A 19539-nucleotide genomic window follows, 5' to 3' on the forward strand; every position below is an offset into this window, starting at 1 on the left:
CCGGCTCCCCCGAAGGGGCGCCGGGCCTCGGACGCGTCGAACGTGCCCTGCCGGTGAAGGTCAGTGGCTGTGGCCGTGACCGCCCTGACCGGCGTCGCCCTCGTCCTCGGCCGGCTTCTCGACGACCAGGGTCTCGGTCGTCAGGAGCAGCGCGGCGATGGAAGCGGCGTTCTCCAGCGCGGAGCGGGTGACCTTGACCGGGTCGATGACGCCGGCCTTCACCAGGTCGACGTACTCGCCGGTCGAGGCGTTGAAGCCGTGACCCTTGTCGAGCTCGGCGACCTTCGCGGTGATGACGTAGCCCTCAAGACCGGCGTTCTCGGCGATCCAGCGCAGCGGCTCGACCACGGCGCGGCGGACGACCGCGACACCGGTGGCCTCGTCGCCCGTCTTGCCCAGGCCGTCCTCCAGCACCTTGGCGGCGTGCACCAGGGCGGAGCCACCACCGGAGACGATGCCCTCCTCGACCGCGGCGCGGGTCGCGGAGATGGCGTCCTCCAGACGGTGCTTCTTCTCCTTCAGCTCCACCTCGGTGGCGGCGCCGACCTTGATCACGCACACGCCGCCGGCCAGCTTCGCGAGGCGCTCCTGGAGCTTCTCGCGGTCCCAGTCGGAGTCCGTGGACTCGATCTCGGCCTTGATCTGGTTGACGCGGCCCGTGACCTCGGCGCTGTCGCCGCCGCCGTCGACGATCGTCGTGTCGTCCTTGGAGACGGTGACGCGGCGGGCGGAGCCCAGTACGTCGAGACCGGCCTGGTCGAGCTTGAGGCCGACCTCCTCGGCGATGACGGTCGCGCCCGTGAGGGTGGCGATGTCGCCGAGCATGGCCTTGCGGCGGTCACCGAAGCCGGGGGCCTTCACCGCGACGGCGTTGAACGTGCCGCGGATCTTGTTGACGACGAGGGTGGACAGCGCCTCGCCCTCGACGTCCTCGGCGATGATCAGCAGCGGCCGGGAGCCGCCCGCCTGGATGACCTTCTCCAGCAGCGGGAGCAGGTCCTGGATGGAGCCGATCTTGCCCTGGTTGATCAGGATGTACGGGTCGTCGAGGACGGCCTCCATACGCTCCTGGTCGGTGACCATGTACGGCGAGAGGTAGCCCTTGTCGAAGGCCATGCCCTCGGTGAACTCCAGCTCCAGGCCGAAGGTGTTGGACTCCTCGACGGTGATGACACCGTCCTTGCCGACCTTGTCCATCGCCTCGGCGATCAGCTCGCCGACCTGCGAGTCCTGGGCGGAGAGCCCGGCGACGGCGGCGATGTCGGACTTGTCGTCGATCGGGCGGGCCGTGGCCAGCAGCTCCTTGGAGACGGCGGCGACGGCGGCGTCGATGCCCTTCTTCAAGGAGGCCGGGGAGGCGCCGGCGGCGACGTTGCGCAGGCCCTCGCGGACCAGCGCCTGGGCCAGCACGGTGGCGGTGGTGGTGCCGTCACCCGCGATGTCGTTGGTCTTGGTCGCCACCTCCTTCACGAGCTGGGCGCCAAGGTTCTCGTACGGGTCGTCGAGCTCGACCTCGCGGGCGATCGTGACACCGTCGTTGGTGATGGTGGGGGCGCCGAACTTCTTGTCGATGACGACGTTGCGGCCCTTGGGGCCGATCGTCACCTTCACCGTGTCGGCAAGCTTGTTGACGCCGCGCTCAAGGGCGCGACGGGCGTCCTCGTCGAACTTCAGGATCTTCGCCATGGGAGCTTTCTCTTGTCCTCTCGAACGAACAACGAACTACGCCCCGGACCGCCCGGCGATGCGGGGGCCAGGGGCGCAGTTCACAGCGGACTGTGGGGATTTACTTCTCGATGATCGCGAGCACGTCGCGGGCCGAGAGGACGAGGTATTCCTCGCCGCTGTACTTCACCTCAGTGCCGCCGTACTTGCTGTACAGAACGACGTCGCCGACGGAAACGTCGAGCGGAAGCCGCTCGCCGTTCTCGAAGCGACCCGGACCGACGGCCAGGACGACGCCCTCCTGGGGCTTCTCCTTGGCAGTGTCCGGAATGACCAGGCCAGAGGCCGTGGTCTGCTCTGCGTCGAGCGGCTGGACCACAATGCGGTCCTCGAGCGGCTTGATGGCAACCTTGGAGCTGGCGGTCGTCACGATCCGACCTCCCCCTTCGGAGATCTCACGGGGTTAACTGTCTGGGTGGCGTGACCGGGGTCGATCCGTCGTCGCGGGTGCCGGACCTGTCCTGTCACGCATTGGCACTCTCCAGTGGGGAGTGCCAGGACTGACACTATGACCGCGATTAGCACTCGGTCAAGCTGAGTGCCAGTCGAGCCCGTGACGGAACGACCGGAGACGACCGGAAACGACCGGACAGAGGACCTGAACAGAGGACCGGACAGGGCGCATTGCCTAGACGTAGTCCTCCAGCTTCGCCACCGCGTAACCCTTGTCCGTGATCGTCTTCATGACGTGCCGGACCATGTCGGGCATCGAGCCCTTCCAGTCCTCCTTCCCGCGGAAATGCGTGAGGACGATGTCGCCGGGGTGCAGGTCCCGGTCCCACTCGCGCCACTCCATGTGGTCGGGGAACGCCTCGGAGGACCACAGCGGCACCGCCTTGACGCCGCAGGACTTGGCCGCGCGGAGGGTGCCGGCGTTGTAGTTGCCGTACGGCGGGCGGAACAGCTCGGGCCGCTTGCCGTACCGCTTCTCGATCTTGTCCTGCTGGCCGCAGATCTCCCGCTTCTGCTCCTCGTAGGAGAGTCCGGGGAGGTAGGGGTGGTTGAGGGTGTGGTTGTGCAGGGAGACGCCTTGGGTCTGCATCTTCTTGAAGTAGGCGTAGTCGTCGTTGATGACGTAGTCGCTGAGGAACGCGCTGTACGGGATCTTCAACTCGGTCATCATGCGCAGCAGTTCGGGATCCTTCTCCGCGCCGTCGTCGATCGTCAGGAAGACGACCTTCTCCTTGGTGGGGACGTTGGTGAAGACGGGCGGGAGGGTCGCGCCGTCCGTGACCTCGAAGCCTTTGCGGGTGGTGATCCTGGGCTTCACGGCGGGCGGCGCGGGCGCGGCGAGCGGGGTCTTGGCGAGCTTCCACTTCTTGGCGGCCACGGCGCGCAGCGCCTGGGCCCGGACGACAGCGGCGGCGTCGGCGTCGGCGTCGGCCTTCTTCCCGGTGTCGGTCCCGGGGCCAGGGCCCGCCCGGCCGGGCTTCACGGAGGCGGACTCGACCGGTCCGCCGCCACCGCCACCGCCGTCCCCGCTGCGACCAGCGCCGCCACTGCCACCGCCGCCGTGGTCGCCGGACTCCGCCGCGCAGGCGGAACCGAGCGCGGCGATCAGGAGGGCGGCGGCGACCGCGCGGGTACGTCCGCCGCCCGGGTGCCTTCTCCGGTACTTTGTGAGCTTTTCTTCGTTTTGTCGTACTAGTTGCATGGCGCCGCATCCTGTCAGCGCCCCGTCCACGCACCCGGCCGACACCGCCGGGGAGCGTCGACGGTCCCCCGGCTGGCCCACAATGGCCCGGTGACCGACCGCACCCCCTCCCCGCAGTCCCCGCTGGCCCCGCTGCTCTCAGACGAGGGCCAGGCCCTGCTCGCCGCCCTCCGCGACCACGACCCGGCGCGGGAGCTGGCCCTGGCGACCAGGCTGCGCCGCGACCACCCCGCCGAACTGGTCTCCGCGGCCCTCGCGCAGGCCCGGCTGCGACAGCGCGCGGTCGCGAAGTTCGGTGAACGGGACGCGTACCGCATGTACTTCACGCCGCACGGCGTCGAGCAGGCCACCCGCACCTCGGTCGCCGCCCACCGGGCGGGCCGGTTCCGGGACATCGGTATGAGGGACGCAGGGCTCGCGCGGATCACGGACCTGTGCTGCGGCGTCGGCGGCGACGCGATCGAGCTGGCCCGCGCGGGGTTCGCCGTGACGGCGGTCGACCGTGACCCCGTGACCTGTGAGATCGCCGCGCTCAACGTCCGTACGCTGGCGCCTGACGCCCCGTCCGCGACGGTCGTGTGCGCGGATGTCATGACGTACGACCTGCTCGCCGCACCGGCCCCCGACGCCCTGTTCATCGACCCGGCCAGACGCGGCGGCCGAGGGCGGATCTTCGATCCGGAGGCGTACTCGCCGCCCCTGTCGTGGGCGATCGAGGCGGTACGTACGGTCGGCACCGGCGGCATCAAGATCGCACCCGGCATCCCGCACGAGCTGGTCCCCGACGACTTCGAGGCCGAGTGGATCTCGGACGGCGGCGACGTCAAGGAGGCGGTGCTCTGGCACGACGCGAACGGGCCGGGGCGCGGGGCGGGGGCCGCCGGGGCGATCACGCACGGCGCCCGGCGCGCCACGCTGCTGCCCGCAGCCGTCACCCTGACCGGTCGCGGTCTGCCCGACCCGCGGGTCAGAGACGTCGGCCGCTATCTGTACGAGCCGGACGGCGCCGTCATCCGCGCCCATCTGGTCGCCGAGGCCGCCGACGAGCTGGACGGCGGGCTGATCGACGAGACGATCGCGTACATCACGGCGGACGAGCTTCGCCCGACGCCGTACGCGACGGCGTACGAGATCACCGACGTGCTGCCGTTCAACCTCAAGCGGCTCAAGGCCCTGCTGCGCGAGCGCGGCGTCGGCATCCTGACGGTCAAGAAGCGCGGCTCGCCGGTCGAACCGGAGGAGCTGCGGCGGAAGATGAAGCTCCAGGGACGGGAATCGGCCACGGTCTTCCTCACCCGGGTCGCGGGCGCCCCGACGATGCTGCTCGGCCACCCGGCCTGATCGGCCCGAACCCGCCCGATCCGCGAATCGCCCTACGCCAGTGGGCCGGCGGACTGGCGCTGGGACACCTTCCGCGCCGCGCCCGGCGAGGCCGTGCCGCGCGACATCGGCGCCTTCGCGACGGCTCTGGAGGCGGCAAACCCGCAGGACGACGCCGACACCGGGGCCGCGCCTACGACCGTGAGCTGTTCGGCGCGCTCAAGACCGCCCAACGGCCTGCGGGCCTCGCTCCCCGCGCGCCGGCTGGTCCGTCTTCCTGCGGCGCGGAGCGCGAGGCACGTCTCGCCTCCGTGCTGGAGGTGATCTACCTCGTCTTCAACGAGGGCTACTCGGCGACCGCCGGGGACGACCTGGTGCGCCCCGGCCTCTGCGAGGACGCCCTGCGGCTCGCGCGCGTCCTGAGCGGGCTGATGCCCAAGGAGCCCGAAGCGCACGCCCTGGCAGCCCTGTTGGAACTCCAGGCCGCACGGATCCCCGCCGACATCGCCGCGCCACGCCTGGAGGCCGCGTCAGGCGGAGTCGTACTCAATCTTGGTACCACCATGGACGGGCCGCCGGTCAGTCCCCGTCCTTCGTGAAGTCCAGGCCCTTGGGTGCTTGCGGTGCTTGCGGTGCTTGCGGTGCTTGCGGTGCTTGCGGCGTTTTCGGCTCGGTGGCCTTGAGCTGGGCGTCCAGGATCGCCTCGTCCAGGTCCGTGATGTCGTCCGCGTAGATCTGCGAGAGCGGCTGCGGCCCGACGTACTGCTGGCAGTTGCACTGCGCCAGCTCGTACCGCTTCGGCTTCTTGTTCTCGTCCCACGCCGTCGCCACTTCCACGTTCTCGTGGCACTTGCCCTGCTTGTCGTGCTTGGCGAGATGGTGCGTGCACCCGCAGACGGGCTCCGGCGGCTTGTGGGCCTCCTCCAGGGCGAGCCGGCCGCCCTCGACGAGCTTGAGACGCTCCACTCTTCGCTCGTGCCGGGTGCGCAGGGCGCTCCGGCTCGTATCGGCGACCCAGCTAAAGCCACCGACCATGAAGAAGACGAATATCCACCACAGCCAGTTCATCCGCCGCCCCTTTACCCAATGAAATGGCGCACGCGTCTCCCCCAGGATAGAACGGTCGGCGTAGGAACGGCCTCAGGGACCGAGGGGCGACTTCGGGACACATCCGGACAACAGGCGTCACTCCTGCATCCGTAATGCGCGATTTTCACGGTTTCAGCGGTGGCCGCCGCCGCCTCCGTCGCCTTCTCGCGGGGGTACGGGGCTCAGTACGCGCCCGGCCCAGCGCTGGTGGCCCACCGCCCGGAGCACGCCGAGTGCGCCGATGACCAGCGCTATCACACCGGTCCCGACGAGATACGCCGTCTCACCGACGCCCGGGGATGACGGCTGGGCGACGCCGGTCACGGCCAGTGCGAACCCGATCACACACAGCACGCCGGACAGTCCCAGCCAAACGGCGCTCCGGGCGCCGGCCCGAAGCCGGTGGTCGTTCTCGGGGTCCGGCCCCAGCGCGGCCCAGGCGTCGAGCCTGCCGCGTACGGTGCGGTCCTTCGCGACACCGAACCCGATACCGATCACGGCGGGCACAAGGAAGATCAGCCCGAGCGTCAGTTCGACCACCCCGGTGACATAGCCAGCGCCCCGTTCCTCGAAGCTGCCCAGCCCCAGGCTGCAGAAGGCCCACCCCAACGCCGCGACCAGCCCGTACGCCCAGAGCAGCAGCAGCGGTGCGACGGCCAGTCCCCGCCGCCGCAGCTCACCGATCGCACGTGCCCGGTCGGCGAGCAGCGCCCGACGGTCCGGCCAGGCCCGTACGTGTTCGGGCGGCGGAGGGGGCGGCAACGGGCTACGACGAGACATCTTGGGAGGCTACCGCCCGCGATCACCGCCCGGCGTACCGGCGGTCCGGGCGGGGGCCGAGGCCGTGGTCTTCGCCGTGGTCAGCCGGACCGCCCAGCGGTAGTGCGCGACCGCCTTCGTGGCGCCGATCAGTCCGGCGATCCAGAAGAGGGTGCCCGCACCCATGAAGTACGTGACGTCCGCGTACGTGTCCTCGCCCCGGCGCGCGCTCGCGGGTGTCTCCAGCGCCAGCCACAGCCCGAACGCCCCGGCGAGGAACGAGACGAGCAGCCAGCACAGGCTCACGACCGGCAGCCGCAGCCGCGCGTCGCGCACCGGGTCGCTCGCCAGCGCCGCCCACTGGTGGATCAGCCGGCGCATCGCGCCGTCCCGGCGCAGCAGCAGCCCGAGGACGATCCCGCAGGCGGTCATGGCGCCGAGGCCGAACGCCGCGAGCAGCGCGATCAGGGGCAGGGCCAACGGATCGGCGGTCCCCTCGTCCGCCAGCGCCCGCAGCGCCCCGCCCGCCATCAGCCAGCCGAACTGCACGCCGACGACGAGCAGGACGTACTGCGTGAGCCGCGCGGGCCCCATGCTGCGCCCCACGAGCCAGCCGAGGACGCCGGCGCGGTCGGTGAGCATGGCCGTGTCGTCGGGCCAGGTGCGTATGTGTACGGGCGGCGGAGGCGGCGGCAGCGAGGCGGCACGGCGAGACATGGGCGAGATTATCCCTGCCGGCTCACCGGGTCCTGGCCGCCCGCTCCTGAAGCAGCGCGCGTTCCCGTTCGTTGCGGGTCAGTCCGGCCGCCCGTACGAACTCGGCCCGTGCCTCCCGCGTACGCCCCAGCCTGGCCAGCAGATCCCCGCGCACGCTCGGCAGCAGGTGGTAGCCCCTGAGCGCGGGCTCCGCCGCCAGCGCGTCGACCAGCGCCAGGCCCGCCTCGGGCCCGTCCGCCATCGAGACGGCGACCGCGCGGTTCAGCTCCACGACCGGCGAGGGGGTGAGCGCGGCAAGGCGCCCGTACAGCGCGGCGATCGTGGCCCAGTCCGTGTCCTCGTAGGTCACCGCCCGCGCGTGGCACACGGCGATCGCGGCCTGGAGGGCGTACGGGCCGGGGGTGCCGCCCAGCGCGCTCGCCCGGGTCAGCGCGTCGACGCCCCGGCGGATCAGCAGCCGGTCCCAGCGGGAGCGGTTCTGGTCGGCGAGCAGGACGGGCGCGCCGTCGGGGTCGGTACGGGTGGCCGTACGGGACGCCTGAAGCTCCAACAGGGCCGCCAGGGCGTGCACTTCGGGCTCCTTGGGCATCAGCCCGCTCAGGACGCGCGCGAGCCGCAGGGCGTCCTCGCAGAGGCCGGGGCGCACCAGGTCGTCCCCGGCGGTCGCCGAGTAGCCCTCGTTGAAGACGAGGTAGATCACCTCCAGCACGGAGGCGAGACGCGCCTCGCGCTCCGCGCCGTACGGCACCTCGAAGGGCACGCCCGCCTTGGCGAGCGCGCGCTTGGCGCGCACGATGCGCTGCGCGACGGTCGCCTCGGGCACCAGAAAGGCGCGCGCGATCTCGTCGGTGGTGAGTCCGCCGAGCAGCCGCAGCGTGAGCGCGACGCGCGCCTCGGTGGACAGCACGGGGTGGCAGGCGACGAAGACGAGCCGCAGCAGGTCGTCGTCGATGTCGTCGGGGTCGGCGGGCTCGGGCGGTGGCGGCGTCGTGGCCGTGGCCTCGAGGGTGCGGCCGACCTCGGCGAGCTTGCGCGCGTACGTCTCCCGGCGGCGTACGAGATCGATGGCGCGGTGCTTGGCCGTGACCATGAGCCAGGCTCCCGGATTGTCCGGGACGCCCGACTCAGGCCACTGTTCCAACGCGGCGACCAGGGCGTCCTGCGCCAGCTCCTCGGCGATGCCGACATCCCGCACGACGCGCGCGACGGCGGCGATGATCCTCGCCTGCTCGATCCGGAACACCGCTTCGACCGTGTCTTCTGCCCTCACGGCCACCCATCAGAGCACCGGGGTGGGCGGACGGCAAACGCGGCAGCGGCGGGCGGTTACTCCATGTGTCGGCTACTCGGCGATCTGGCGTACCTGCATCGAGATCGTCCACGCGTCCTCGTGGATCTGGAGGAACCGCTTGGTCCACTCGACGGCCTCCGCCTGGTCCTTGGTCTGGATGATCGAGTATCCGCCGATGACCTCCTTGGACTCGGTGAAGGGCCCGTCGGTGACGGAGATCTTCCCGCCGGACCACAGGACACGGGTGCCCTGCGCGGACGGCGTGAGTCCGTTGGTCTCCAGCAACACCCCCGCCTTGTTCATCTCCTCGATGAGAGCGCCCATCCGCTCCATCAGTTCGGCGCTGGGGCCGCCGGGAACGTTGTTCTCGTCCAGGTGGATGGTGGTCAGAAAGCGCGGCATGGTGACTCCTCGGTGTGGTGTGGCCGGCTGTTCCCGGCCTCTCACCCTTGCGTCGAACGGGCGGCGCCGGGATCGACACACGCCGGGATCTTTCTTGGAAGTTCAGTACAACCACCCCGGCGGCCAGGTCCTCGTACGGCTCGAAGAGCGCACGCTCACCGTGACCGGCACCGGTCCCCCGGTCCCCGCCGACCGGGTCCCGAGCCTCTTCAAGCCGTTCCGCCGGCTCGGGCAGGACCGCACCGGCACCACGGGTCATGGGCTCGGCCTCGGCCTCGGCCTCGCCATCGTCCGCTTCCCGTAACGCGGGCCGACCTCAGTCCGCCGTCTCGAAGCGCCAGCGGTGCACCGCCCGCGCCACCAACTCGCCGTCCGGCTCCGGGATTTCGGGCAGTTCCGCGTCGTACGGAGCGTCCCACCAGGTCATCACCAGCACCCGCCCACCGGGCGCGGTCAGCGTCTCGCGGCGCAACGGGGCCGGGGCCGGGGCCGTAGCCGGGCCGAGAGCCTGCGACCGTACCCACGCCAGCAGTTCGGCGCCCTGGCCCGCCGCCGCCTTCGCCTCCCACATCAACGCGACCGTCATGAGTACAAGTTGTCCTTGCTGACCTCGTGCACATGGTCATGACCGTGATGGTGATGCCCCGGTACGTGCGTCTCGGTCACCGGCAGCGAGGAGTCCGCCGACAGGTCCCAGTCCGAAGCGGGCCTGTTCCGCGCCACCATCTCCGCGCCGAGCGCCGCCACCATCGCGCCGTTGTCCGTGCACAGACCGGGCCGGGGCACCCGCAGCCGGATCCCCGCCCGCTCGCACCGCTCGGCGGCCAGCGCGCGCAGCCGGGAGTTGGCGGCGACGCCGCCGCCGATCATCAGATGGTCCACGCCCTGGTCCTTGCAGGCGCGCACCGCCTTGCGCGTCAGCACGTCCACCACCGCTTCCTGGAAGGACGCGGCCACATCCCGTACGGGCACGTCCTCCCCTGCCGCGCGCTTCGCCTCGATCCAGCGCGCGACGGACGTCTTGAGCCCGGAGAAGGAGAAGTCGTACGGCGCGTCGCGCGGACCGGTCAGTCCGCGCGGGAAGGCGATCGACGCGGGGTCGCCCTCGCGCGCGAGCCGGTCGATCACCGGGCCGCCGGGGAAGCCGAGTTGGAGCACGCGCGCGATCTTGTCGAACGCCTCGCCCGCCGCGTCGTCGATGGTCGCGCCCATCGGGCGTACGTCGGCGGTGATGTCCGGCGCGAGCAGCAGCGACGAGTGCCCGCCGCTGACCAGCAGCGCCATCGTCGGCTCGGGCAGCGGCCCGTGCTCCAGTTGGTCGACGCAGATGTGCGAGGCGAGATGGTTCACGCCGTAGAGCGGCTTGCCCAGCGCGTACGCGTACGCCTTCGCCGCCGACACCCCCACCAGCAGCGCGCCGGCCAGACCGGGACCGGCCGTGACCGCGATCCCGTCGAGGTCACGGGCGCTGACCCCCGCCTCCTTCAGCGCGCGCTCCACGGTCGGCACCATCGCCTCCAGGTGCGCGCGGGAGGCGACCTCGGGGACGACGCCGCCGAAGCGGGCGTGCTCGTCCACGCTGGAGGCGATGGCGTCGGCGAGCAGGGTCGTACCCCGGACGATGCCCACACCCGTCTCGTCGCACGAGGTCTCGATACCGAGGACGAGGGGTTCGTCAGCCATTGCTCTCAGTTCCTTCTCTTCCTTCTCTGTGCGGGCGGTGCTCGTCCAGCAGGGACAGGCGCATGACGAGCGCGTCGACATTGCCCGGCTGGTAGTAGCCCCGCCGGAAGCCGATCCGCTCGAAGCCGAAGCGCTCGTACAGCTTCTGCGCGCGGGGGTTGTCCACCCGTACTTCGAGCAGCACCTCTTCGCACTCGAAGGCGGTGGCGTGCTGGAGAAGATCGGTGAGCAGGCGCGAGCCGAGCCCGGTGCCCCACTGGTCGCGGGCGGCGGCGATGGTCTGTACGTCGCCGAGGCCACCGGCGGCGGCGAGCCCGGCGTATCCGACGATACGGCCGTCGGGGGTCTCGGCGACGACATAGCGGCGGGTGGCGGCCGGGCCGCGCGCGTGGGCCAGCTCGGACCAGAACATGCCGGGCGACCAGGCGTCCTCGGGGAACAGCTCGTACTCCAGGGCGAGCACGGGCTCGATGTCCCACCAGCGCATCTCGCGCAGCGTGGGCTCCTTCGCGTCGGTCACTTCGGTGTGACCACCTTGTAGTTCTTGGGCACCTGTGCGTCGGGCCGCCGCAGATACAGCGGCAGCGCCGGCAGGAACCCGCCGCCGTCGCCGTCACCCGCCGCGAGCCGTTCGGCGGCCAGGGACGCGAGCGCGGCGGCCGACTGGTGCTCGGGGGCACGGACGTCGCCGAACGCGTCCGGGTAGAGCACCCCGCCCGCCCCGACGACCGGCAGTCCGGCCAGCTCGGCCGCGATGTCGGCGGGCCGGTCGACGGCGGGCTCGGTCAGCCGCGTACGGGAGTCCGCGTACCGCGCCCAGTAGACCTCCTTACGGCGCGCGTCCGTCGCCACCACGAACGGCTCGTCGAGCCCGGCGGCGTACGCGAGCCCGTCCAGCGTGCACAGCCCGTGCACCGGCACCCCGAGGGTCGACCCGAAGGCGGCGGCCGTGACGAGGCCGACGCGCAGTCCGGTGTACGGCCCCGGCCCCACGCCGACGACCAGGTCCGTCACGGCACTCAGGGCGAGAGATGCCTCGGCGAGCACGCGGTCGACGGCGGGCAGCAGCAGTTCGCCGTGCCGGCGCGCGTCGACCTGGCTCTCGGCGGCGAGGACGGAGACACCGTCGTGGAGGGCGACGGTGACGGCGGGCGTGGCGGTGTCAACGGCGAGCAGAAGCACGCGAACAGCCTACGGCTCCCCCGAGGGGGTCCGGAGCCGGGCACGGCGCCCAGTCCCCTCTCCCGCCTGCTGCTACCGTCACCGGGCAGACGTACGTACGAGAGGTGGATCAAGGTGTCCAGGAGCAGCTCGGGATTCGTGGCCGGGCTCACCGCGCTGGCCGTGGCCGCCGTCGGTTTCCTCGCGTACCAGGCGTCGGCGAATGTGCCCGACCAGTTCGCCTCGCCCAAGAAGCCCGGTTCCTCGGCCTCCGCCGCTCCCGCGCCCGAGAAGACGAAGGACGTGCACGCGGTGCCCGCGAAGTCGGGCGCCGGTGTCCGCGTCGTCTACGCGCTGGACGACAGGCGGGTGTGGCTGGTGGGTGAGGTGGGGCAGCAGCCGAAGACCTTCGAGGTCATGCCGAGCACGGTGAGCCCGCAGCCCGGGACGTATCAGGTGACGTCGCGGTCCGGGAAGGTCACCGGGTCGGACGGTGTGGACATCGAGCACGTGGTGCGGTTCGCGAGTGTGGGCCAGGTCGCGATCGGGTTCAGCTCGGCGGTCGACGGGACGATGGCGAGGCCGGACCCGAAGCTGAAGACGGGCGGCGTCAGGATGACGTCGGAGGACGGCGACGCGATGTGGAAGTTCGCGACGATCGGCTCGAAGGTCGTCGTCGTCCCGTAGTCCCGTAGTCCTGCCGTAGTCGCTAAGCGGCGGCTTCGTCGTCCGCGTCGTCAATGGCGGGCTCGGTCGGCGGGGTCGATACGGCACTGGCCGCCGCGCACGATGCCAGCAGATCGCTCATGGGCACGGACGACGGATCGTGAGAGCGATCGGAAGACGGGATCGTCGGCTCCGGCGGTCGCTCGTCGGTGCTCTGTGTTGCCGGCATGGATGCCTCCTGAGGCTCCGGGGGCAAGCTTGGTTAGGTAGACCTAACCAAATCTCGTTTACCATGTGACCACGCGCCGCACGGCACACGCAAGAGTTTACCGACGTCTTGTCGGAAAGCACGGATCAGCGGGCGAGCGACCCCAGGTCGACGCCCGACCAGCGCCCGCCGATGCCCGTGAGCGTGACCTCGCGCCGGTCGTCCCCTTCGGCGAGCGGGTCCATGTCCCCCACGTTCCCGACGACACGGTCGATCACCACATGCAGCCGGTCGTCGGACAGCTCCTCGACCTTCCCGTCGCCCCACTCCACGACCACCACCGATTCCGGCAGCGACACGTCGAGGTCCAGATCCTCCATCTCGTCCAGCCCGCCGCCGAGCCGGTACGCGTCCACGTGCACGAGCGGCGGCCCCGAGGTCAGGGAGGGGTGCACGCGCGCGATGACGAAGGTCGGGGACGTGACCGCACCGCGCACGCCGAGCCCGGCGCCCAGCCCACGGGTCAGCGTCGTCTTCCCGGCGCCGAGTTCGCCGGTGAGCATCACCAGATCGCCGGGGCGCAGCAGAGCGGCGAGCTTCCGGCCCAGCTCGCTCATTCGTTCGGGTGAGTCGACGGTGATACGGGCGGTGATACGGGCGGCGCTCCGAGCCGTGCTCAGAGCGGTGCTCTCAGTGGTGCTCTCAACTGCCGGGCTGTGCGGTGCTTCCATACGTACCCACGTTAGTGGCTGCCGGGACGGCACCCACCCGTACCAGCAGGTCGGCGAGCCGGTCGGTGACCGCCTCCGGATGCTCCAGCATCACCAGATGGCCCGCGTCCGGCACGATCACCAGCTCGGAGTCCGGCAGCAGGTCCGCGATGGCCTCGCTGTGCGAGCTGGGGGTGACGAGATCGCGGTCCCCGGCCAGCACCAGCACCGGGATCTCCATGAAGACCGGCAGCGCGGCCGACTCGTCGTGCTCGGTGAACGCCGGGTAGAACTCCGCCACCACATCGATCGGCGTCCCCTCGATCAGCCGCTCGGCGAACCGCGCGACGGCCGGGTCCACGTCCTTCGAGCTGAACGAGTAGCGCTTGATCAGCCCGGCGAAGAGATCGGCGGTGGCCCGCCGCCCCCGTTCGACCAGCTCGGTCTGCGAGCCGAGCGCTTTCAGTACGCCGGGCAGTACGCGGCGTACGGCGTTCACGCCCACCACCGGCAGCCCGAAGCTGACCTCGCCGAGCTTGCCGCTGGAGGACCCGACGAACGCGGCGCCGACGACCCGTGCCCGTACCAGCTCGGGGCAGTGGCCCGCCAGGGCCATCATCGTCATCCCGCCCATGGAGTGCCCGACGAGCACGAGCGGCCCCTCGGGCGCGGCCTCCTCGATGACCGCCCTGAGGTCCCGGCCGAGCTGTGCGATCGAGACGGGCACGCCGTCCGGCCCCTGCTGCGCGGCGCCCCGGCCGGAGCGGCCGTGGCTGCGCTGGTCCCAGAAGACGGTGCGCACCAGCCCGCGCAGCGCGGCGCGCTGGAAGTGCCAGGAGTCCTGGTTGAGGCAGTAGCCATGGCTGAAGACGACGGTGACGGGCGCCGGGGCCTTGCGGCCGAAGAGACGGCGGCGGCGCGGGGTGCCCGCGCCGGTCTCCGGGTCGACGTCGTCCACCTCGAAGTACAGCTCGGTGCCGTCGTCGGCGACGGCCGTGCCGGGGGTGCCGCGCAGGGCGCCGTACGGCCCCGCCGAGTCGAGCGCGAGCCGGGCCTTCTTTCGCATGCCGCGCCCGACGGTCAGCCGCTCGATGGCCACGCCCGCGGCGGCACCGGCGGCGAGCACACCTATGGCCGTCCCGGCGATACCGGCGACGCGCCAGTTGCCGCCGGCGTTGACGGCGGCCGACGCCACGTCCTTCGCGGTGTTGTTCTCGCTCAACGTCCCGCCCCCGCTTCTCGTCGGTCGTCGGGCCCGTTCACGTACACGCGCGGAACGCGGGCGCCGATACGGGTCACGATCTCGTACGTGATGGTGTCGGCCGCCTCCGCCCAGTCGGCGGCGGTCGGCTCGCCGTCGTCGCCGGGCCCGAACAGGACGGCGGGCGCGCCCTCCTGGACAACTTCCGCGTCCCCGCCCGCCCCGCCCGCCCCGAGGTCCACGACGAACTGATCCATCGCGACCCGCCCCGCCACCCGCCGCACCGCCCCGCCGACGAGCACGGGGCCCCGGCCGGACGCGTGGCGCGGGATGCCGTCCGCGTACCCGAGGGGGATCAGGCCGAGGGTCGTCTCGGCGGGGGTGTGGTAGCGGTGGCCGTAACTGACGCCGTGCCCCTCGGGCACCCGCTTCACCAGCGCGACGGACGCGGCGAGCGTCATCACGGGCCGCAGCCCCAACTCCCGCGAGGTGCCCAGCTCGGGGCCGGGCGAGATGCCGTAGAGCGCGATGCCGGTCCGTACGAGGTCGAAGTGCGAGTCGGGGAGGGTGAGGGCGGCGGCGGAGTTCGCGATGTGCCGGACCTCGGGCTCGATGCCCGCCTTCTCGGCGTACGCGACCAACTCGTGGAACAGGTCGAGTTGCGCGTCGATCGACGAGTGGCCGGGCTCGTCCGCGCAGGCGAAGTGCGACCACAGGCCGGTGACGCGTACGGTGCCCGCGACCTCGGCGGCGCGGGCGGCGGCGACCAGTTCGGGCCAGTCGGCGGGCTGGCAGCCGTTACGGCCGAGCCCGGTGTCGGCCTTGAGCTGAATCCGCGCGGGCCGCCCGGCCTCCCGCGCGGCCTCGGTCACCTCGCGCAGCGCCCACATGCCGCTGACGGACATGTCGAGGCCGGCCTCGATGCCCGCGCGCCAGGGGTCGCCGGGGGTCCACAGCCAGCACAGGATCGGCGCCGTCACGCCTGCGGCGCGCAGCGCCAGCGCCTCGTGCGGCGTCGCGGTCCCGAGCCACGCCGCCCCGGCGTCGAGCGCGGCACGCGCGCAGGGCAGGGCGCCGTGCCCGTACGCGTCGGACTTCACGACGGCCATGAGTGCGGCACCGGGCGCGAGCCGCGCGCGCAGGGCGCGGACGTTGCCACGGAGCGCCCCGAGATCGATCTCGGCGCGGGCGCGAAGGGGCGAGGTGGGTACGGTTCCGGTCATCCCCGACAGTCTCTCAGAGCCTCCCGCCGACCCCCCGCACCAGCGGTTCGGCGCCGTGACCCGTGCCAGTGCGTCTAGTCCGTGTTTGAGACGTCCCGCCTCCCCAGCGACGCCGGTCAGACGTGTATTCAGACGTGTACGACGGGCGGTGACGCGGCGGCGTCGCCGGGCCGCCTCGCGGAACCGGCCGCGTAGCAGGCTTCCGGATCGTCGCCTCCGGTCGGCGCCGTAGCGGCGATGAGGCCGTCCAGCGTGTCCCGTGCGGCCAGCAGGCCGGCCACGGCCTCGTTGATGCGCTCACGTTCCCGGTTCAGGTCGGGCAGCATGCCGGAACAGGCCGGCGCCAGGGTCTGCCCGTCGTCGACCATGCAGGGCATCAGTTCGGCGATCGTGGCGGTGTTGAGACCGGCGCCGAGCAGCATGCGGATGCCCCGGACGGTGGCTATGTCCTCTTCCGTGAACTCGCGATATCCGCTGGGCCGCCGCGATGGGTTGAGCAGCCTCTGCTCCTCGTAGTAGCGCAGCAGGCGTTGGCTGACCCCGGTCCGTCGGGAGAACTCCCCCATGCGCATGTGACTACCACCACGTTCAGTTGACTCTCACACCGATGTGAGACAGCAGTCTATTCCGCATGACGAACCTGCGATCAGCAAGCCCAAAGCACGTACCCGTTACCGTCATCGGCCTCGGCCCTATGGGCCTCGCCCTGGCCGAGACGCTTCTGGCACACGGCCACCCCACGACCGTCTGGAATCGCACCCCGGAGAACGCCAACAGCCTCGTCACCAAGGGCGCCCACCGCGCGGGGACCGTCGCCGAGGCGGTGTCCGCGAGCCCTGTCACGGTCGTGTGTCTCAAGGACTACGACACCGCGTACGCGGTTCTCGACTCCGCCGGTGACGCCTTGGAGGGGCGCGTACTGGTAAATCTCAACTCCGGTACTCCTAAGGAGGCGCACGCCGCGGTCAGTTGGGCAACCGAGCGAGGCGCCGACTATCTGGACGGCGCGATCATGGTGCCGCCGCCACTCGTCGGGCACCCCGACTCCGTCTTCCTCTACAGCGGGTCACAGGACGTCTTCGACAAGCACCGGGCGACGCTGGCGAGTCTGGGCGACCCCCGGTACCTCGGCTCCGACCCCGGCCTGGCGGTGCTGTACAACGCGGCACTGCTCGAGATGATGTACGCGACCATGAACGGCTTTCTGCACGCCACGGCGCTGGTCGGGTCGGCGAACGTATCGGCGGTCACGTTCGCCGATCTCGCACTCAACTGGTTCATGCCCACCGTCGTGGACTCAACCCTCACCGAGCAGGCTCCCGACCTGGACAAAGGCAACTACCCGGGTGACCTGGGCACCATGGAGATGAATCTCAACGCGCTTGAGCACATCACCCGCACCTCTGTGGAGCAGGGCATTCACTCCGACCAGCCGCGGCTGATGAAGACGATCGCCGAGCAGGCGATCGCCGAGGGATACAGCGGCAAGAACTACCTGGCCGTGTTCGAAGTCTTCAAAAAAGCGACACAGGCTTCGTGACCCCATTCCAGGCGCCACACGCGGCCACATTGCTTCAACTGGCCCTGGGACAAAGGCGGGAGAGCAGACCCCGGTGCGCCCATCCGGTCCGGCGCAGGCCCACCCAGACACAGCACGCGGCCAGGCCGATCGCGAGTGCGGTGGCGGCGGGCGCGGACGGGACGGCGTTCAACACGGCGATGCCGACCACCACGACGACGAGTCCGTCGAACTGCCATGCCACGACGCGCAGTCCGGATAGATCGCCGAACGGCGTGATGATCGGGAGGAGGAGTTCGAGGGGCAGATGAAGCTTCATCTCGCGCATGAATCTGGCACCGAGTACGAGCGCCAACGACCCGGCGACGAGGAGGGCCGTGTCGGCCGGGCGCGCGTCCTGCGGTGCCCACGGGCTCGTGAGCGCGAGGGCGCCGCCGCCCAGGCACGCGCCGGCCGTCACGGCGACGGCGGGCCACACCAGCGCGCGGGCGAGCGTCCCGCCCCACCGCTCGCCGAACAACGGGGCGAGGGTCAACTCGTCGCGCAGACCGCGCCAGGTCTCGCCGACCCACCCGGAGCCGAGGTATACGCAGACCGATCCGGCCACCCACGGCAGCGCGGCCGGGCCGGAGTCCGGGCCGGCCGCGCCGAGCGTGAGCGCCGCACCGCCGATCAGCAGGAACAGCACGGCGGCGCTCGCGCGACCGGGCGTGCGCAGCGCGCGGACCGCGCCCTGAGCCAGATACCCGCGCAGCCGTCCGTCCGGGCGGATCAGAGCCGAGGTGAGCCCGCGCGGCTCCGGCCGGTAGAGGTCGAGCGCGTGGTGGAGCGTGCCCGTCCACGCGTACGCCTGGGCCTGGGAGGCGCGGGCCGACTCCCGTGCGAGGCGGGCGAGTTCGACCGTACGGATCGAGCGGAAGGCCGCCCGCCCGAGGGCCACGGCGGTGACCATCAGCACGGCGGCGAGCAGCCACAGTGCGGCGCCGCCCTGGACGTCGGGGACTGTCACGGCGAGTGCCACCGCACCCACTGCGGCGGCGAGTACGAGATTGGCGGGCACCGACCGGACCTGACCCCACAGCCAGGCCACGGCGGCGACGGCACTTACCCCCGTCGCGACCACGAGACCCGGCAGCGCGGTGTCGGGGCGGTCGAACAGGTCGGTCGCGAGATAGCCCGCCGTGCACGCCGTCAGCAGCGTGGCCGCTCCCGCGTACGCGAGTCGGCGCCGGGCGATCGAGCCCAGGTAGTACGTCGGCGATATGTCCGTGGACGTCAACACGTGCAGCAGGAAGGACTGGATCACCAGCGGTCCCCATGCCCGGCCGAGGAGTTGGGCACCCCAGCACACCCCCACCGCGAGCGCGCAGGCCACGGCCGTCATCGCCCCGGCGTCGGACCTCACGGACACGAGCCCCGGCGACGTACTCGCGGCGTGGAAGACCGGCACCAGATAGAAGACGCCGAACAGCGCGACGAGATAGGCGGTGTACGCGCGTCCCCGCACGGTGGCGCGGCCGCCGCGACGGGCGTACCGGTGCCGTACGGCGTGAACGCGGGCTCTGGGGGCCGCGGCGCCCTGCGCCGTCATCCCAGATCCACTCGGCCGTCGCACCCCTTCACGAGAGCGGGCTCGTGAGTGGCGACGAGGAGGGCCGTGCCGTTCTGCGCCCGCTCGTTGAGCAGTTCAGCCACCAACTCGACCCGGTCGCGGTCGAGATGGCGCTCGGGCTCGTCGAGCAGGACAACCTCGGCGGGACGGACGAGAGTCAGCGCGAGGTTGAAGAGTTGGAACTGCCCGGACGAGATCTGGTGCGGAAACCGCTCGCCCAGCGCGGACAGTCCCAGCCGCTCGATGATCTCGTCGGCGCGTCCGGCGGTGTCGGGGGTGTTGCCGTACCAGGACGCGGCGACCAGTGTCACCTGCTCGCGCAGCGTCATGTCACGGGCGACGGGCACCGGTTCGACCAGCGAGGCCATGACCCGCCGGTGCGCGGGCTTCGCCAGATCGGCGGGTTCACCCCGTACCGAACACGATCCCGCCGTCAGACTCCGGCTGCCCAGGAAGGCACGCAGGAGGGTGGTCTTGCCCGAGCCGTTGCCACCGGTGACACACCACAACTCGCCCGGCAGCACCGCGAATGTGGTGGGCGCGAGCAGCGTGGTCTCCCCCAGCATGACCGTCGCACCGGCTGCCGCGATTACCGGAAC

The 19539-nt window shown here is 71.4% G+C and carries 22 protein-coding genes and 2 pseudogenes; 5 read left to right on the forward strand and 19 right to left on the reverse strand.

Annotation, left to right across the window (positions count from 1 at the left end; all coding sequences use genetic code 11):
- Positions 1–60: 60 nt before the first annotated feature.
- The 3 genes from groL to OG329_RS15040 form a co-directional block, all read right to left on the reverse strand.
- The gene (gene groL, locus OG329_RS15030; protein ID WP_405795604.1) at positions 61–1686 is read right to left on the reverse strand and encodes a chaperonin GroEL; all 1626 of its coding nucleotides are present in this window, start codon (positions 1684–1686) and stop codon (positions 61–63) included.
- 100 nt (positions 1687–1786) lie between these two features.
- On the reverse strand, positions 1787–2095 hold the full coding sequence (gene groES, locus OG329_RS15035) for a co-chaperone GroES (protein WP_185028083.1): 309 nt from the start codon (positions 2093–2095) through the stop codon (positions 1787–1789).
- 258 nt (positions 2096–2353) lie between these two features.
- Positions 2354–3379, reverse strand: a complete 1026-nt coding sequence (locus tag OG329_RS15040; protein ID WP_405795605.1) for a polysaccharide deacetylase family protein — start codon at positions 3377–3379, stop codon at positions 2354–2356.
- Positions 3380–3469: 90 nt separating this feature from the next.
- On the opposite strand from OG329_RS15040, the gene OG329_RS15045 reads away from it, so the two are divergent.
- Complete coding sequence (locus OG329_RS15045; protein ID WP_405795607.1) at positions 3470–4720, forward strand: class I SAM-dependent methyltransferase; 1251 nt, start codon at positions 3470–3472, stop codon at positions 4718–4720.
- Between the two features lie 260 nt (positions 4721–4980).
- Positions 4981–5199: pseudogene (locus OG329_RS15050) on the forward strand (DUF6596 domain-containing protein); the annotation flags it as partial.
- A 211-nt stretch (positions 5200–5410) separates the two neighbouring features.
- Here the strand turns inward: OG329_RS15050 and OG329_RS15055 are convergent.
- The 5 genes and pseudogenes from OG329_RS15055 to OG329_RS15075 form a co-directional block, all read right to left on the reverse strand.
- A pseudogene (locus tag OG329_RS15055) lies at positions 5411–5767 on the reverse strand (hypothetical protein); the annotation flags it as partial.
- 153 nt (positions 5768–5920) lie between these two features.
- Entirely contained in the window at positions 5921–6568 is a 648-nt protein-coding gene (locus OG329_RS15060; protein ID WP_405795609.1) for a hypothetical protein, read from the reverse strand.
- Positions 6569–6577: 9 nt separating this feature from the next.
- The gene (locus OG329_RS15065; RefSeq protein WP_405795610.1) at positions 6578–7264 is read right to left on the reverse strand and encodes a hypothetical protein; all 687 of its coding nucleotides are present in this window, start codon (positions 7262–7264) and stop codon (positions 6578–6580) included.
- A 22-nt stretch (positions 7265–7286) separates the two neighbouring features.
- Positions 7287–8534, reverse strand: coding sequence for an RNA polymerase sigma factor (locus OG329_RS15070; RefSeq protein WP_405795612.1), 1248 nt, complete (start codon positions 8532–8534; stop codon positions 7287–7289).
- A gap of 72 nt (positions 8535–8606) precedes the next feature.
- Positions 8607–8957 carry a YciI family protein gene (locus OG329_RS15075; RefSeq protein WP_405795614.1) on the reverse strand — a complete coding sequence of 117 codons (351 nt, stop codon included), beginning with the start codon at positions 8955–8957 and terminating at the stop codon, positions 8607–8609.
- 94 nt (positions 8958–9051) lie between these two features.
- Here OG329_RS15075 and OG329_RS15080 point away from each other — a divergent pair, with 94 nt between their 5' ends.
- Entirely contained in the window at positions 9052–9261 is a 210-nt protein-coding gene (locus tag OG329_RS15080; RefSeq protein WP_405795616.1) for an ATP-binding protein, read from the forward strand.
- A gap of 12 nt (positions 9262–9273) precedes the next feature.
- Here OG329_RS15080 and OG329_RS15085 read toward each other — a convergent pair whose 3' ends face one another.
- From OG329_RS15085 to tsaB, 4 genes are read right to left on the reverse strand one after another with little or no spacing between them, the layout of a single operon-like run.
- Positions 9274–9543 (reverse strand): hypothetical protein, encoded by a 270-nt coding sequence (locus OG329_RS15085; RefSeq protein ID WP_405795617.1) that lies wholly within the window; start codon positions 9541–9543, stop codon positions 9274–9276.
- Positions 9540–10640 (reverse strand): tRNA (adenosine(37)-N6)-threonylcarbamoyltransferase complex transferase subunit TsaD, encoded by a 1101-nt coding sequence (tsaD, locus tag OG329_RS15090; RefSeq protein ID WP_405795619.1) that lies wholly within the window; start codon positions 10638–10640, stop codon positions 9540–9542. The genes OG329_RS15085 and tsaD overlap by 4 nt, the downstream gene beginning before the upstream one ends.
- Complete coding sequence (rimI, locus tag OG329_RS15095) at positions 10633–11127, reverse strand: ribosomal protein S18-alanine N-acetyltransferase (protein WP_405801849.1); 495 nt, start codon at positions 11125–11127, stop codon at positions 10633–10635. The genes tsaD and rimI overlap by 8 nt, the downstream gene beginning before the upstream one ends.
- Positions 11128–11156: 29 nt before the next feature.
- Positions 11157–11822: a tRNA (adenosine(37)-N6)-threonylcarbamoyltransferase complex dimerization subunit type 1 TsaB gene (gene tsaB, locus OG329_RS15100; RefSeq protein ID WP_405795621.1), complete on the reverse strand. Its 666-nt coding sequence runs from the start codon at positions 11820–11822 to the stop codon at positions 11157–11159.
- Positions 11823–11960: 138 nt separating this feature from the next.
- On the opposite strand from tsaB, the gene OG329_RS15105 reads away from it, so the two are divergent.
- Positions 11961–12488, forward strand: a complete 528-nt coding sequence (locus tag OG329_RS15105) for a hypothetical protein (RefSeq protein WP_405801850.1) — start codon at positions 11961–11963, stop codon at positions 12486–12488.
- A 22-nt stretch (positions 12489–12510) separates the two neighbouring features.
- Here OG329_RS15105 and OG329_RS15110 read toward each other — a convergent pair whose 3' ends face one another.
- The 5 genes from OG329_RS15110 to OG329_RS15130 form a co-directional block, all read right to left on the reverse strand.
- The gene (locus OG329_RS15110; protein WP_405795622.1) at positions 12511–12696 is read right to left on the reverse strand and encodes a hypothetical protein; all 186 of its coding nucleotides are present in this window, start codon (positions 12694–12696) and stop codon (positions 12511–12513) included.
- A gap of 125 nt (positions 12697–12821) precedes the next feature.
- A complete protein-coding gene (gene tsaE / locus OG329_RS15115; RefSeq protein ID WP_405795624.1) occupies positions 12822–13406 on the reverse strand; it encodes a tRNA (adenosine(37)-N6)-threonylcarbamoyltransferase complex ATPase subunit type 1 TsaE in 585 nt (194 codons plus the stop codon).
- Complete coding sequence (locus OG329_RS15120; RefSeq protein ID WP_405795625.1) at positions 13378–14607, reverse strand: alpha/beta fold hydrolase; 1230 nt, start codon at positions 14605–14607, stop codon at positions 13378–13380. The genes tsaE and OG329_RS15120 overlap by 29 nt, the downstream gene beginning before the upstream one ends.
- Positions 14604–15809, reverse strand: a complete 1206-nt coding sequence (gene alr / locus OG329_RS15125) for an alanine racemase (protein ID WP_405795626.1) — start codon at positions 15807–15809, stop codon at positions 14604–14606. Before alr ends, OG329_RS15120 begins: the two co-directional genes overlap by 4 nt.
- Before the next feature lie 128 nt (positions 15810–15937).
- Positions 15938–16381, reverse strand: coding sequence for a MerR family transcriptional regulator (locus OG329_RS15130; RefSeq protein WP_405795627.1), 444 nt, complete (start codon positions 16379–16381; stop codon positions 15938–15940).
- Between the two features lie 59 nt (positions 16382–16440).
- On the opposite strand from OG329_RS15130, the gene OG329_RS15135 reads away from it, so the two are divergent.
- The gene (locus tag OG329_RS15135; protein WP_405795628.1) at positions 16441–17349 is read left to right on the forward strand and encodes an NAD(P)-dependent oxidoreductase; all 909 of its coding nucleotides are present in this window, start codon (positions 16441–16443) and stop codon (positions 17347–17349) included.
- Between the two features lie 34 nt (positions 17350–17383).
- Here the strand turns inward: OG329_RS15135 and OG329_RS15140 are convergent, their stop codons facing one another.
- On the reverse strand, positions 17384–18919 hold the full coding sequence (locus OG329_RS15140) for a hypothetical protein (protein WP_405795629.1): 1536 nt from the start codon (positions 18917–18919) through the stop codon (positions 17384–17386).
- Positions 18916–19506 carry an ATP-binding cassette domain-containing protein gene (locus tag OG329_RS15145; protein WP_405795630.1) on the reverse strand — a complete coding sequence of 197 codons (591 nt, stop codon included), beginning with the start codon at positions 19504–19506 and terminating at the stop codon, positions 18916–18918. The genes OG329_RS15140 and OG329_RS15145 overlap by 4 nt, the downstream gene beginning before the upstream one ends.
- Between the last annotated feature and the right edge of the window lie 33 nt (positions 19507–19539).

Source organism: Streptomyces sp. NBC_01506 (assembly GCF_045040295.1).
Taxonomy (GTDB): Bacteria; Actinomycetota; Actinomycetes; order Streptomycetales; family Streptomycetaceae; genus Streptomyces.